13 protein-coding genes and 1 pseudogene are annotated in these 12560 nt (G+C 63.2%); 5 read left to right on the top strand and 9 right to left on the bottom strand.

Annotation, left to right across the window (positions count from 1 at the left end):
• Positions 1-10 precede the first annotated feature (10 nt).
• From ACSQ20_RS14605 to ACSQ20_RS14595, 3 genes and pseudogenes are all read left to right on the top strand, one after another.
• Positions 11-1135 carry a glycosyltransferase family 9 protein gene (locus ACSQ20_RS14605; RefSeq protein ID WP_436021103.1) on the top strand — a complete coding sequence of 375 codons (1125 nt, stop codon included), beginning with the start codon at positions 11-13 and terminating at the stop codon, positions 1133-1135.
• Positions 1132-2448: an O-antigen ligase family protein gene (locus ACSQ20_RS14600; RefSeq protein ID WP_436021101.1), complete on the top strand. Its 1317-nt coding sequence runs from the start codon at positions 1132-1134 to the stop codon at positions 2446-2448. Before ACSQ20_RS14605 ends, ACSQ20_RS14600 begins: the two co-directional genes overlap by 4 nt.
• A 46-nt stretch (positions 2449-2494) precedes the next feature.
• Positions 2495-3655, top strand: a pseudogene (locus ACSQ20_RS14595) (glycosyltransferase).
• A gap of 15 nt (positions 3656-3670) precedes the next feature.
• Here the strand turns inward: ACSQ20_RS14595 and ACSQ20_RS14590 are convergent.
• Entirely contained in the window at positions 3671-4480 is an 810-nt protein-coding gene (locus ACSQ20_RS14590; protein WP_436021099.1) for a glycosyltransferase family 2 protein, read from the bottom strand.
• A 167-nt stretch (positions 4481-4647) separates the two neighbouring features.
• Here ACSQ20_RS14590 and msbA point away from each other — a divergent pair, with 167 nt between their 5' ends.
• Complete coding sequence (gene msbA / locus ACSQ20_RS14585; protein ID WP_436023124.1) at positions 4648-6399, top strand: lipid A export permease/ATP-binding protein MsbA; 1752 nt, start codon at positions 4648-4650, stop codon at positions 6397-6399.
• A gap of 26 nt (positions 6400-6425) precedes the next feature.
• Here msbA and ACSQ20_RS14580 read toward each other — a convergent pair whose 3' ends face one another.
• Positions 6426-6752, bottom strand: coding sequence for a hypothetical protein (locus ACSQ20_RS14580; RefSeq protein WP_436021097.1), 327 nt, complete (start codon positions 6750-6752; stop codon positions 6426-6428).
• Between the two features lie 44 nt (positions 6753-6796).
• Positions 6797-6946 (bottom strand): hypothetical protein, encoded by a 150-nt coding sequence (locus ACSQ20_RS14575; protein WP_436021095.1) that lies wholly within the window; start codon positions 6944-6946, stop codon positions 6797-6799.
• Between the two features lie 184 nt (positions 6947-7130).
• Between ACSQ20_RS14575 and ACSQ20_RS14570 the strand changes: the two genes are divergently transcribed.
• Positions 7131-7415 carry a hypothetical protein gene (locus ACSQ20_RS14570; RefSeq protein ID WP_436021093.1) on the top strand — a complete coding sequence of 95 codons (285 nt, stop codon included), beginning with the start codon at positions 7131-7133 and terminating at the stop codon, positions 7413-7415.
• Positions 7416-7568: 153 nt separating this feature from the next.
• On the opposite strand, the gene rng is transcribed toward ACSQ20_RS14570, so the two are convergent.
• The 6 genes from rng to hemF are packed head-to-tail and all read right to left on the bottom strand — an operon-like array spanning position 7569 to position 12464.
• Positions 7569-9032, bottom strand: coding sequence for a ribonuclease G (gene rng, locus ACSQ20_RS14565; protein WP_436021091.1), 1464 nt, complete (start codon positions 9030-9032; stop codon positions 7569-7571).
• Between the two features lie 17 nt (positions 9033-9049).
• Positions 9050-9685, bottom strand: coding sequence for a Maf family protein (locus ACSQ20_RS14560; RefSeq protein WP_436021089.1), 636 nt, complete (start codon positions 9683-9685; stop codon positions 9050-9052).
• A 49-nt stretch (positions 9686-9734) separates the two neighbouring features.
• Positions 9735-10205, bottom strand: coding sequence for a 23S rRNA (pseudouridine(1915)-N(3))-methyltransferase RlmH (rlmH, locus tag ACSQ20_RS14555; protein ID WP_436021087.1), 471 nt, complete (start codon positions 10203-10205; stop codon positions 9735-9737).
• Between the two features lie 47 nt (positions 10206-10252).
• On the bottom strand, positions 10253-10753 hold the full coding sequence (gene rsfS, locus ACSQ20_RS14550; RefSeq protein ID WP_436021085.1) for a ribosome silencing factor: 501 nt from the start codon (positions 10751-10753) through the stop codon (positions 10253-10255).
• A gap of 2 nt (positions 10754-10755) precedes the next feature.
• Complete coding sequence (locus tag ACSQ20_RS14545; protein ID WP_436021083.1) at positions 10756-11538, bottom strand: nicotinate-nucleotide adenylyltransferase; 783 nt, start codon at positions 11536-11538, stop codon at positions 10756-10758.
• Complete coding sequence (hemF, locus tag ACSQ20_RS14540; protein WP_436021081.1) at positions 11535-12464, bottom strand: oxygen-dependent coproporphyrinogen oxidase; 930 nt, start codon at positions 12462-12464, stop codon at positions 11535-11537. The genes ACSQ20_RS14545 and hemF overlap by 4 nt, the downstream gene beginning before the upstream one ends.
• Positions 12465-12560: the final 96 nt, after the last annotated feature.

Below are 12560 nucleotides of genomic sequence, written 5' to 3'. Positions count from 1 at the left end.
TGGCTAGCGAATGAGTCGACTGTTAGGACGTATCCATATTTTCGCGCGAGCATTGCCGCGATTAGCGCTCAAGCCATTGCGCAACAAGCCGTCGCAGCCGCGCCGAATCCTGATCGCACATCATTTGCTGCTGGGCGACACGCTATTGCTGACGGCCTTGCTGGCGAAACTGCGCCAGCAATACGTCGGCGCCCAAATCGTGCTGACCTGCCCGAAGGCAATCGTGCCGCTTTATTCGGGGCGGCCGTTCGGCGTAGAGGCACTGCCGTTCGATCCACGCGATTCGCTCGCGGTGCGGCGCGTACTGAACTCGGGCCCTTACGACCTCGGCATCGTGGCCGGCGATAATCGCCATAGCTGGCTTGCACTGGGCGCCGGTTGTCGATGGATCATCGCGCACGCCGGAGACAACGCTTGGAAGAACTGGCCCGTCAACGAACTCGTGAACTACCCTGACGAACCGGCGGCATGGGCCGATCTGACCACCGAGCTCGTGGCCGGCGAGCCGCCGCCCGCATACCGCCCCGATGTCTGGCCTGCGCCTGCGCCGAGCGCGTTTAACGAATCGATGCTGCCGCAAACAGCCTATGTCGTGCTGCACCCTGGTGCGAGTACGGCGGTCAAGCGCTGGCCGATTGAGCGCTGGCGCGAGTTGGCGTGCGAGGTGGAGCGGCTCGGGTATCGGGTCGTGTGGAGTGGGGGCCCGAGCGAGGCCGATCTCGTCAAAGAGATCGATCCCGATTCGAGCCGCGTGAATTTTGCCGGCCGTCTGGGCCTTGCCGACGTCTGGCACCTTTTTGCGGGCGCGCGGGCGCTCGTGTGTCCCGATACCGGAACCGCGCATCTCGCGCGGTTGATCGGTGTTCCGGCGGTGACGCTTTTCGGTCCCGGCAACGCGCAGATTCACGGCGCCGGGCGGTACTGGCGCGACATGCCGTTCGTGCCGGTGACGATCGCCGACATGCCATGCCGCAACCAGCACAACATTTTTCGCCGCGAGCTGGCCTGGGTCAGGCGCTGCGACCGCAACGTCTCGACGTGTATCGAATGGAACGGCGACCACGCCGGGTGCATGGGCCGGCTGACCGTAGATGCGGTAACCGACGTATTGAAAGTCGTGTTGGAGGCGGCATGAATGCTTTGACGCCACCTGCCCGCTTGCTCTGGTTGGCGTGCCCGCTGATGGCGTTCGCGGTCATGTTTGGCCATATGAACGGGCCCGTGAACATTGGGCTTGCGTTCACCGGCTTTGCGGTGCTGGCTGCAGCATGGGCGGAGCGGCGCGAGCTGACGCGCTGGCCGCTGGTCGTACCCGCAGGCCTGTGGGCCGCATGGAGCCTGGGCGCGGTGGCATGGTCCGCATATCCGGCGCTCAGTTGGCACGCGTGGCTCGACGAAGTTTGTTATCCACTCATCGTCTTCTGGGGCGCATGGCTCTTCGCCACGCGTACCGGGCGAGCCGCCTGGGCGGCCTATGCCTGCTGGCTTGCTTGCGCGCTGCTCGCGCTGATAAGTGCGCTGTACTGGGGGCAACTGCAACCGCCGACGCCCGTCACCTTTCCGCTGCGCTTTTATGCCCGCGTGGGCCATACGAGCACGCTCGCGCTCTTTGCCGCCGCGCTCTTCATCGGGCTGATGCCGCGTGGGCGCTCGCGCATTGCCGCTGTCATCGGTGTGATGTTTTGCCTGTTCATCGGGCTTGCATCGTTGAACCGGTTTTTCTGGCCCGCGGCCGCCGTAACGTTTTTTATCGCGGCGTTTCCGCTTTATCGTCGGCGTCCCAGGGTTGCCATCGCCGTGCTCGTGGCCTTGTTGGCGGTGGGCGCGCTGCTTGCGGTCTATGGCGGGATGTTGCGATTCGGGGCAGCGGAGCCCGTCGCGATGGCCGCCCCGCAACACGCTCTACAACCGGCTGCGCTCCCGGCCGCGCAAACCGCTTCGCAACCGGAACTTGCAATGCCGCAGTCGTTTGTGGCCTTCGACGATGCGGTCCGCGCCGACACTCGTCCGAAACTGTGGGCGTTCTATGCACACGAGGCGCTTCGCCGCGCGTGGATCGGCATCGGTTTCGGCAAGCCGCTGCCGGGCATCGCACTGCGACGCGATATGCCGCCGGCGCTCATCGCACTGGAGCCCGCCGCGCCGACCCATGCCCATAACCTTTTTCTGAATACATGGCTGCAAACGGGCCTGATCGGCGTCATTGTGCAAAGCGCGTTGCTGGTATCGCTGGCATCGCGTTTTTTCCGCCTGCGGGATGCCGACGAGTGGGTCGCGGCGGCGGGCGTCGCGCTCGTCGTCGGCATGCTGACGAAGAACTTCACCGATGATTTCATGTGGAAGGCCACCATGCTGGCCTTCTGGGCGTTTGCGGGCTTGTTGCTCGGTACCGGCGAGCGGGCAGCGCACGCCGCGCCCTGGAGCGCGGTACGTGCTCATCGTCGATGAAGGGACGACAACGGTGCAGCGGTAAAGCTGTCAGTAACGAGATGCTATGAGCCAACACAGCGTGAACGATGAGACAGCGTGGGAGGCGGCAAAGCGGCTAGAGCCACCGGGCCGGGCCGTGCGCATTCTGTTTCATATCAATGATTTCGGGCGCGGCGGCACCGAAACGGCGCTGCTCGCGTGGATCAACGCGCTTGATCGGCGTTATTTCGAACCGACCGTCGCGGTCGCCTATCCCACCGACGATCTGGCTCAGACGGGGCGTGTCCGCAAGCTTGGCAAGTTCGAAAAGATCGCGCATAAGGTATCGACGCACGGCGCGATTCGCCCGCTGCTCGCGCACCGCTTCTTGCGCTTGGCGCGGGACCAGGACATCGTGTGCGATTTCGATTTATCGCTGCGGCGTATCGCCGGGCGTTTGGGCGTGCCGTGGATCGGCTTTAGCCATTACAGCTTTGCCGCGCGGCTCGGGCGCAAATCGGCCGCCCACGTCGCGCGGCGCGTTCGACAGTTCGGCCGTTATGCCGCGTTGGCGGTACTGACGCCGGACATGCTGCGCGAGAACTGCCCAACGTCATCGATATCGAAGCGATCCGCGAGCGTGCAGCCGATGTGGCCGAACTGCGGCGCTCACCGTTCATCGTCTCGGTGGCCAGGCTGGACGAAGGACAGAAGGATCATCGGACGCTGTTACGTGCCTATGCGCTCGCGCGCGAGCGGGTGGCGGGCATCGGCGAGCTCGTGTTGATCGGCGAAGGCCCTGACCGAGCGTTGCTGGAGGATTTGGCGAAAGAGCTTGGCATTCACGAGTCCGTGCGCTTTCCCGGTTTTTGCGAACCCGTTTCCATACGTTCAAGCGGCTGAAACGCTGGTACTCAGCAGCCGCTACGAGGGCTTCGGGTCGGTGCTCGGCGAGGCGATGGCGCTCGGCACACCGGTGATTTCAGCGGATTGCCCAACGGGCCCGCGCGATCTGCTCGATGGCGGCAAGGCGGGGTTGCTCGTCGCACCGGGCGACCTTGAAGCCATGGCCGACGCGATGACGCGGCTCGCATCCGACAGCGCGTTACGCGAAACATTGCGACGCTATGCGCACGAGAAGGTGCAGACGTTTGCGCCGCCTGCCGCGAATCGACGGATGCTCGCGCTTGCACGGCGCTTATGCCCGCGACTTTTCAGCAGCGTGACTCACGCGATGACGTCTTAACTGTTGGCGGCGGCCTCAGCGGCGTTTCCCGCTTCGTACGGCCCAATCGAGCTTCAAGAAACGGTAATAGACGGTTTGCGCGTTAAAGGCCGCGATGATGAACCCGGCGCGCCCGTCCAGAAATCCGCGGCGCAACAAATAGGTCCGAAAGAAGGCCCAGACGCCGCGCGCGAGCGCCCGACCCAGCCCCCCTTTTTGTCCTGCCGCGAGCCGCTGACGCGCGCCCGCGCTCGAATAGGCGTCGAGCTTGCGCAAGAGCGTCTCGAAGTCCTCGTAAGAGTAATGAAGCAACTGGCCCTTGAGCCGGGCTGCTGGCCCTTCGAAGACGAGGCGCTCGTGAACCAGATCGTCGGAAAAGCGAGTCGTGCCGCGCTTAAATAGCCGCGGCACCCAGTCCGGATACCAGCCGCTGTGGCGAATCCAGTCACCACAAAAATTCGACAGCCGATCGAGCGCATAGACATCCGCTTGCGGCGCACGGATCGCCTCGCGGATCGAGCCCGCCAGTTCCGGCGTGACGATCTCGTCGGTATCGATCGACAGCACCCAGTCCGTCGCCAGCGCGTCGACCGCGCGGTTCTTTTGCGGGCCGAACCCGGGCCATTGCGGCTCGACGATGACCCGCGCGCCGTGCGCCTGCGCGATGGCGACCGTCGAATCGGTGCTGCCGCCGTCGATCACGACGATGTCGTCGGCAAACGCAAGCGCGTCGAGACATTGCGCGAGCCGCGTTTCGCTATTGAGTGCGATGATGGCGACGCCGAGCGTCGCGCCGGAACCAGCAGCGGGCGTCGAGCGGGCGGTAGCGGTCGTCGTTGCGGACACGGCGTGTTCGGTCGCGGTTATGGAAAGTGAGCGGAGTATACAGGCCCACCTCCAGCGCGCGGCTATAATGCATCGTTTTTTCAAGGGCAAAACCGCGTTCGTCGAACGTGTTCGCTTGCCGGCAGCAAAGGAACCAGTTGGAAACCAAGAACACCCTGCGAAAGCCCATGGGCGCGACGGGCACCTCCCCCGCATCGGTCTGGAAGCGGCTGTGGCCCTTCATCAAGCCGAATCTGTGGGTCGTCGTGCTCGCCGTCGTGACGATGGGCGTGAGCTCGGCAACCGATGCCGGCATTCCCGCGCTGCTCAAACCGCTGCTCGATCACGGCTTCGGCGCGAAAGCAAGCGTCAGTACGAAATGGCTCGTGCCCGTTGCGGTCATCGGCCTCGCATTCATACGCGGCGCCTCGCAATACGCGTCGGGGTATCTGCTCTCGTACGTGTCCAACCGCATTTTGCTGCAACTCCGGTTGACGATGTTCGAGCGAATGATCCACACCGGCGCCTCGTTTTTTCAGCGCGAGACGGCCAGCACCGTCATCAACGCGATCGTCTTCGAGGTCAACCAGATTCTCGGGGTGCTGACCGGCGTCATGGTCACGCTCGTGCGCGATTCGCTGACGGTCATGTTTTTGCTCGGATACCTTTTTTATCTGAATTGGCGGCTGACGCTGATCGTCGCGGTGATCCTGCCGGGCATTGGCTGGATCGTCAGCAAAATCAACCGGCGTTTGCGTCGCCTCGGCCGCGAACAACAGACGCTGACGAACGAGCTCTCCTACATCGTCGAGGAGACGGTGGGCGGCTATAAGGTCGTGAAGGTTCATAACGGCGAGTCGTACGAGATCAACCGTTTCACCGCGATGAGCAAGCACTTGCGCGGCTACGCGATGCGGATGACGGTCTCCGGCGGGCTGGCCCAACCGCTCACGCAGTTTCTGGCATCCATCGCGCTTGCCATTGTCATCACGATCGCCGTCATGCAGTCGGCGAACGATCAGACGACGGTGGGTGGTTTCGTCGCATTCGTCACGTCGATGCTGCTCGTGATATCGCCGCTCAAGCATCTGATCGATGTCAATCAGCCATTGCAGCGGGGCATGACGGCGGCCGAACTGATTTTCGGATTGATCGACGAGCCCGCGGAGCCGCAAGGCGGCACACGCGCGTTGCCGAATGCGCGCGGCGAGATCGAGTTTCGCGATGTTTCGTTTAGCTACGGCACGAGCGAGCGCCCGATTCTCGACAGCGTCTCGATCAAGGTGGCGCCGGGCGAAATGATCGCGCTGGCGGGGCCTTCGGGCAGCGGCAAGACGACGCTCGTCAATTTGCTGCCGCGCTTTTTCGATCCGACCGACGGCTCGATTCTCGTCGATGGTGTGCCGATCGGCGAATACGATATCCACGCGCTGCGCAGCCAGATGGCGATGGTGAGCCAGGACGTCGTGCTGTTCAACGATACAATCGCGGCGAACGTGGCGTACGGGCAGACACCCGATCGCGAGCGGGTCGACGCCGCCCTGCAAGCGGCAAACCTCGCGGATGCCGTCGCGGCGATGCCCGACGGCATCGACACCGTCGTTGGCGGCAATGGCATGCGGCTATCGGGCGGGCAGCGGCAGCGTCTGGCGATCGCACGCGCGATCTACAAAGATGCGCCGATTCTGATTCTCGACGAAGCGACTTCGGCACTCGATTCCGAATCGGAGCGCCATGTGCAGGCCGCGTTGGAGACGCTGATGTGTGGGCGCACGACGCTCGTGATCGCGCACCGCTTGTCGACGATCGAGCGTGCCGACCGGATTCTCGTCATGGAGGCGGGCAAGATCGTCGAGCACGGCACTCATGACGAACTCCTGCGTCACAACGGCCTTTACGCGCATTTGCATCGCATCCAGTATCAGCAACAGGCTGCATAGCATAGCGAGGACGTCACAGCAGCGCCTCACACGCCGCCGGTGACGAGCGGCAATACCGTCAAATCCGGATGCGTGCCGTCGACGATCGTGCGGCCGATATGCACGGCCTCGTCCCATGCGGCGGTTTCGTTGTCGAACGTATCGTCGCCGTCAGCATGAAATGGCACGACATGGCCCGGGAGTTTGGGGTCCGCCCCTGGATGACAGACATAACCGACGTAGGTATAGCGTTCACCGGCCGGGGCCGGCGCATCGGCTGCGTGCGGATTGTCGTGCCGGACCTTCGACGTTGCCACGTGGATCTCGAAGCCTTCGTATTCGACCATCCGCCATGGAATATTTTCGTCTGACATGAGCGTCGCCTTAATCGGGGAGTGCGTTGGCATCGGGTGCGGGCTCAGTGACGATGTCGCACCTTGTCCCACAGGCGGTGTCCGTCGAGCCATCGTTCGCGGCGGCGCGCTCGCTGGCGATGCGAGGCAACGATAATGACGGCGGCGATGAGTATGACGAGTCCCGTCACGATGCTCTCGATCGATTCAGCCATCGAGACCTCCTTATGAATCGCCTGCATGAGGAAATTCTAGGCGATTTACGCTCGCATGCCGGCGGTATGCCAACCCGCGCGTGATGCACGGTACCCGAACCTTACGTTTGTTACCCGTCGACACAAACTCATTCCGAACGCAGTGACGCGTGTGACGATCTAACGTGTGTATAGGGGACATATCATGCTCAAATCATTCATTGCTGTCATGCTCGTCGGCGCACTGGCCGGTTGCGTGATCGATCCGGGGCCGCCTGCTTATTACTCGGGCTATTCCGGCTATTCCAGTTATTACGCACCGGGGTATTACGCGCCGGGGTACTACGCGCCTCAGCAGTACTACTATGCGCCGGGTTACTACGCCGGGCCATCGGTGGGCGTCGGCATTGGCTTCGGGGGAGGAGGCGGATGGCACGGCGGAGGAGGCGGATGGCACGGCGGCCATCACCACGGGTGGCACGGGCGGTAGGCGGCGCGCGGAGCGAAAGCGCTGACCGCGCGCTGGTGTGGTTCGAAAAAATCCGGAGAACCGATCGAATCTCAGCGCGCTTGCGAGGTCGAGAAAAGCGGCGGCGTCTGCGAGCGCGGTAGATGCGCGATAAGCATCGCGATCTTTTGTCGATCACATCAGCACAATATCGTACTGCTCCTGACTCAAATTCGATTCCACTTGCAGTGAAACAGGTTTGCCGATGAAGTCCATCAGCATCGCGAGATGCTGCGACTCTTCATCGAGCAACAGATCGATGACCTGCTGCGAGGCAATCACCCGAAACTCGCGCGGATTGAATTGGCGCGATTCACGCAGGATTTCGCGCAGTACGTCGTAGCACACGGTGCGCGCTGTCTTGACTTGCCCCTTGCCCTCGCATACCGGGCAAGGCTCGCACAGCACGTGGGCAAGCGATTCACGCGTGCGCTTGCGCGTCATCTCCACCAGCCCCAGTTGCGAAAAGCCGTTGACGGTCGAACGCGTGCGATCGCGCGACAACGCCTTTTTCAGCTCGCCGAGCACGGCATCGCGATGCTCCGCGTTCTCCATGTCGATGAAGTCGAGAATGATGATGCCGCCGAGATTGCGCAGCCGCAGTTGCCGAGCGATCGTATGCGCCGCTTCAAGGTTCGTCTTGAAAATCGTGTCGTCGAAATTGCGCGCGCCGACATAGCCGCCCGTGTTGACGTCGATTGTCGTCATCGCTTCGGTCTGATCGATCATCAGATAACCGCCCGACTTCAGATCGACGCGGCGCGACAGCGCCCGTTGAATTTCGGTCTCGATGTTGTAGAGATCGAACAGCGGCCGCTCGCCCGTATAGTGATGCAGCTTCGCGCTCACCGCCGGCGTGAACTCGGCGGCGAACTCGGAGAGCATCTGATATGTCTCGCGCGAATCCACTTGAATGCGCGCGATATCGTCGTTGACGAAATCGCGCAGCACGCGCTGCGATAAATTGAGATCTTGATAAAGCAGGCTGGTCGGCGGCAAACGTTGCGCTTGCGTGACGATCGTGATCCAGGTCTTGCGCAAATAGGCGACGTCCGCGGCAAGCTCTTCGCTCGTTGCATCCTCGGCAATCGTGCGTACGATGTAGCCGCCTTTCTCGTCGGTCGGCAGCACTGCCGATAAACGCGCGCGGATCGCCTCGCGCTCGGCTTCATCCTCGATCTTCTGCGAGATGCCGATATGAGGCTCTTGCGGCAGATAAACGAGCGTTCTGCCCGCAATGCTCACTTGCGTCGATAAACGCGCGCCCTTCGTGCCGATCGGATCTTTGATGACCTGCACCATCAGCGTCTGCCCTTCGAACACCGTCTTCTCGATCGGCTGCTGCGGCGGTGCATGTTCGCCGCTCAAACGCGGCTGCCAGATATCGGCGACATGCAAAAACGCCGCGCGCTCCAGCCCGATATCGATAAAGGCCGACTGCATGCCCGGCAAGACCCGCACGACCCTGCCCAGATACACGTTACCGACGCGCCCCCGGGACGCCGTTCGCTCGACATGAAGCTCCTGCACCACGCCTTGCTGGGTCAGCGCAACGCGCGTTTCCTGCGGCGTGACATTGATCAAAATCTCTTCGTTCATCTCGGCCTTTGGACGTCTTAAAAGTCGACGCGCGCTGCACGCAGTAACGTCGCTGTCTCAAAAAGGGGCAGACCCATGATACCCGAATAGGACCCCTCGATATGCGCGACGAACTCGGCCGCCCGGCCTTGGATACCATACGCGCCAGCCTTGCCGAGCGGCTCGCCCGTCGCGGCGTAGCGCCGCAACGCGTCGAGCGGGGCAGCAGCGAAGCGCACGATGGAGCGCGATAACGCGGGTGGCAAGATCCGTCCTGCGCCGTCGACTACCGCCAAGCCGGTCAACACTTCATGCTCGCGACCAGCCAGGCGCGCGAGCATGTCGATTGCATGCTCGACGTCGGTGGGCTTGCCGAGAATCGCGCCATCCAGCGTGACCGTGGTGTCCGCCGCGAGCACGGGCGCAGCCGGATGGCCGCTGGCGAGCAGCCTCGCACGGGCGGCTTCGGCCTTGGCAAGCGTCACGCGCCGGACGTATTGCTCGGCCGTCTCGCCCGCGCACTCGGCTTCGAGCGCTTCGGCATCCTCGTCGGGGCGCGGCAGCAGTAATTCGAAGCGCACGCACAGTTGACCGAGCAATTCCTGCCGGCGTGGGCTTTGGGAGGCGAGATAGACGAACGGATAAAGCGAAGGCTCAGGCGTCGGTTGAGGCATGTATCGTTCTCGTGTTGCGCCGCGGCGTGCCCCACGCGAGCGAGCTACGTCAGACGCGGTGATAAGGGTGATTCTGCGTGATGCTCCATGCGCGGTAAAGCTGTTCCGCAAGCAACACGCGCACCATGCCGTGCGGCAGCGTGAGACTGGACACGCGCAGCAGCCATTCGGCGCGCGCCTTGAGCCCGGCGTCGAGCCCGTCGGCTCCGCCTATGACGAAGGCGATGTCGCGCCCGTCGCGCTGCCAGTCGGGCAGGGCTTGCGCAAGTTGCATCGTGGTCCAGTCGCGCCCACGCTCGTCGAGTGCGACGACGCGCGCGCCTTTCGGTATCGCCGCTTCGATGCGTTGGCGCTCGGCCGCCATCACGCTTTGCGCCGTGCGTCCGCTCGTGCGCAACTCCGGTTTGATCTCGCGCAACTCGATGCGCAGTTCGGGCGGCATGCGCTTCACGTACTCGTCGAAGCCGGCGCTGATCCACTCGGGCATCTTGTGTCCGACCGCGAGGATATGCAGTTTCATGTCGGTGGGGAAAACAAGCCTGCGTCAGGCCGCCAAGATGGCGGCGCTCAGGATGGCTTGCCGCGCCGTTTGGCGGCCGTTTTGCGAGCGGGAGCGGACGCGCGCGGCTTCGGCTTGGCGGTGCCTTCATTCGCCTCGTCGTCGTCCTCTATGTCCTCTCCGTCGAGCGGTTCGCTCGCTTGCGCACCGCTAAACCCGCGAGCGGCCTCGAGCTTGATCCGCACGGGCTTGTCACCCCAGATTTCCTCGAGGTTGTAGTACTGGCGCAGCGCGGGCTGGAGGATGTGAACGACGGCATCGCCGCAATCGACGAGCACCCATTCACCGACGTCCTCTCCCTCCATGCTGATGATTTCGCCGCCGGCTTCTTTCACCTTCTCGCGCACGCTTGTCGCGAGCGCCTTTGTCTGTCGGTTCGACGTGCCGCTCGCGACGATGACGCGATCGAACAAATCGGTCAGATGGGAAGTGTTGAAGACTCTGATGTCTTGCGCTTTGACGTCTTCCAGACCGTCCACGATCACGCGTTGCAGTTTGCGAATGTCCATGATTACCGGTGGTACAGATGATGTTGAAGAATATAGCGCCACACGGCCTCGGGGATCGTGTCCGGCGCAGGCAGCGTGCTGAGCTGGCGTGCATCGTGTCGTGCAAGGAGTTCGCGCAACTCGGCGCGGATATCGGTGGCTGATACGGTGAGCGCGAGCGTGGCGTCGATCATCAAGTGCCCGGCCGGCGTCGCCTGCAACACGCAGGCATCGGCTTTGCGATGCGCGAGTTCGCGAGCGAGCGCGGGCGCCGCGCGCGACAGATCGAAGCCCGGCCGCGTTGCGGCGGCAATATGCGCGAACTCGAACAGGCGCGGCCAGTCGCGCCAGGTATCGAGCCGCAACAACTGATCGGCGCCGATCAAAAGTGATATCGAAACGTCCGCACCCTCTCGCGCGCGCCAACGCTCGAGTGTTTCGACCGTATAGGTGGGCCCGGCATGCTCGATTTCATCGGTGCCCACGGTGACGGCAGTGCCCGGCAATTTGAGCGAAGCCGCCGCCGCACGCGTCATGGCGAGCCGGTGATGCGCTTCGCTGACGTCGGCTTTTTGCCAGGGCTGCCCAGCCGGCAGCAGCACGAGTTCGGTCAGATCGAGCAGCGCGGCAAAGCGCCGGCCGAGCGCAAGATGTGCCTGATGAATCGGATCGAACGTGCCGCCCAGCAGGCCGATGCGCCGGGGCAGCGCGCGCAACGCGCCGTCGCGAGGGTGGGAGGCGGCAACGGCGTCAGCGCAAGACGAGGAGGGGACGATGGATGAAGTCAGGATGGCGCCTTCGCTCATTCGTCGAGCCACGCTCGCGGCCGCAGAAAGTCGGTATAGAGCCGGGCCTCCGGCGAGCCGGCTTCCGGCTGCCAGTTATAGCGCCAATTGGCCACGGGCGGCATCGACAGCAGAATCGATTCGGTGCGTCCGCCGCTTTGCAGCCCAAAATGCGTACCGCGGTCAAGCACGAGATTGAATTCGACGTAACGTCCGCGCCGATAATTCTGGAATGCGCGTTCGCGTTCGCCGTATGGGGTCGCGCGCCGTTTTTCGAGAATCGGCAGATAGGCGTCGACGAACGCATCGCCGACACTTCGCACCATCTCGAACGAACGCTCGAAGCCAAGCGCATCGAAGTCGTCGAAGAAGATGCCGCCGACGCCGCGGGTTTCGTTTCGATGTTTGAGGAAGAAATACTCGTCGCACCAGTGTTTGAAGCGCGGGTAGAGATCGGTGCCGAATGGTGCGAGCGCTTTGAGGCAAACAGCATGGAAATGTCGCGCGTCTTCTTCGTAGCCGTAATACGGCGTGAGATCCATACCGCCGCCGAACCAGAACACCGGCGCTTCGCCTTCTTTCGTCGCAACGAGCAGGCGCACGTTCATATGCACGGTCGGGCAGTGCGGGTTGCGCGGATGCATGACGAGCGAGACCCCCATCGCCTCGAAGCCGCGGCCGGCCAGTTGCGGGCGCGCCGCGCTCGCAGCGGCGGGCAGGGCGTCGCCGGCCACGTCGGAAAAACCGATGCCGCCACGCTCGATCAATTCGCTGTCTTCGAGAATCGTCGTGATGCCGCCGCCGCGCAGCCCCTCGCCGGGGGCGCGCTGCCAGGCATCGGCGGCGAACGGCTTGCCGTCGAGTGCGCCGATCGCATCGGCAATGCGTCTTTGCAGCCCCTGCAAATAGGTGCGAACGGGCGTGAAGTCGAAAGTTGGATCGGTCATGGTCGAGGGGGATAAGCCTGCGCGATGCCTGAAAGCAACGGGACGAAAAAGGACCCTCTGCGGTGATTCTAGCGGATGCGGGTGCGGCTGCGTCCG

The organism is Trinickia sp. LjRoot230 (assembly GCF_964253315.1).
Lineage (GTDB): Bacteria > Pseudomonadota > Gammaproteobacteria > Burkholderiales > Burkholderiaceae > Trinickia.
This window is presented reverse-complemented; position numbering and strand designations above follow the sequence as displayed.

What these genes read in the sequence shown, in the direction of transcription:
- hemF (WP_436021081.1), bottom strand. Translation starts at nt 12,464, where the DNA reads ATGACCGATCCAACTTTCGACTTCACGCCCGTTCGCACCTATTTGCAG.
- rng (WP_436021091.1), bottom strand. Translation starts at nt 9,032, where the DNA reads ATGAACGAAGAGATTTTGATCAATGTCACGCCGCAGGAAACGCGCGTT.
- ACSQ20_RS14575 (WP_436021095.1), bottom strand. Translation starts at nt 6,946, where the DNA reads ATGGCTGAATCGATCGAGAGCATCGTGACGGGACTCGTCATACTCATC.
- ACSQ20_RS14560 (WP_436021089.1), bottom strand. Translation starts at nt 9,685, where the DNA reads ATGCCTCAACCGACGCCTGAGCCTTCGCTTTATCCGTTCGTCTATCTC.
- ACSQ20_RS14600 (WP_436021101.1), top strand. Translation starts at nt 1,132, where the DNA reads ATGAATGCTTTGACGCCACCTGCCCGCTTGCTCTGGTTGGCGTGCCCG.
- ACSQ20_RS14580 (WP_436021097.1), bottom strand. Translation starts at nt 6,752, where the DNA reads ATGTCAGACGAAAATATTCCATGGCGGATGGTCGAATACGAAGGCTTC.
- rsfS (WP_436021085.1), bottom strand. Translation starts at nt 10,753, where the DNA reads ATGGACATTCGCAAACTGCAACGCGTGATCGTGGACGGTCTGGAAGAC.
- rlmH (WP_436021087.1), bottom strand. Translation starts at nt 10,205, where the DNA reads ATGAAACTGCATATCCTCGCGGTCGGACACAAGATGCCCGAGTGGATC.
- msbA (WP_436023124.1), top strand. Translation starts at nt 4,648, where the DNA reads ATGGGCGCGACGGGCACCTCCCCCGCATCGGTCTGGAAGCGGCTGTGG.
- ACSQ20_RS14545 (WP_436021083.1), bottom strand. Translation starts at nt 11,538, where the DNA reads ATGAGCGAAGGCGCCATCCTGACTTCATCCATCGTCCCCTCCTCGTCT.
- ACSQ20_RS14570 (WP_436021093.1), top strand. Translation starts at nt 7,131, where the DNA reads ATGCTCAAATCATTCATTGCTGTCATGCTCGTCGGCGCACTGGCCGGT.
- ACSQ20_RS14605 (WP_436021103.1), top strand. Translation starts at nt 11, where the DNA reads ATGAGTCGACTGTTAGGACGTATCCATATTTTCGCGCGAGCATTGCCG.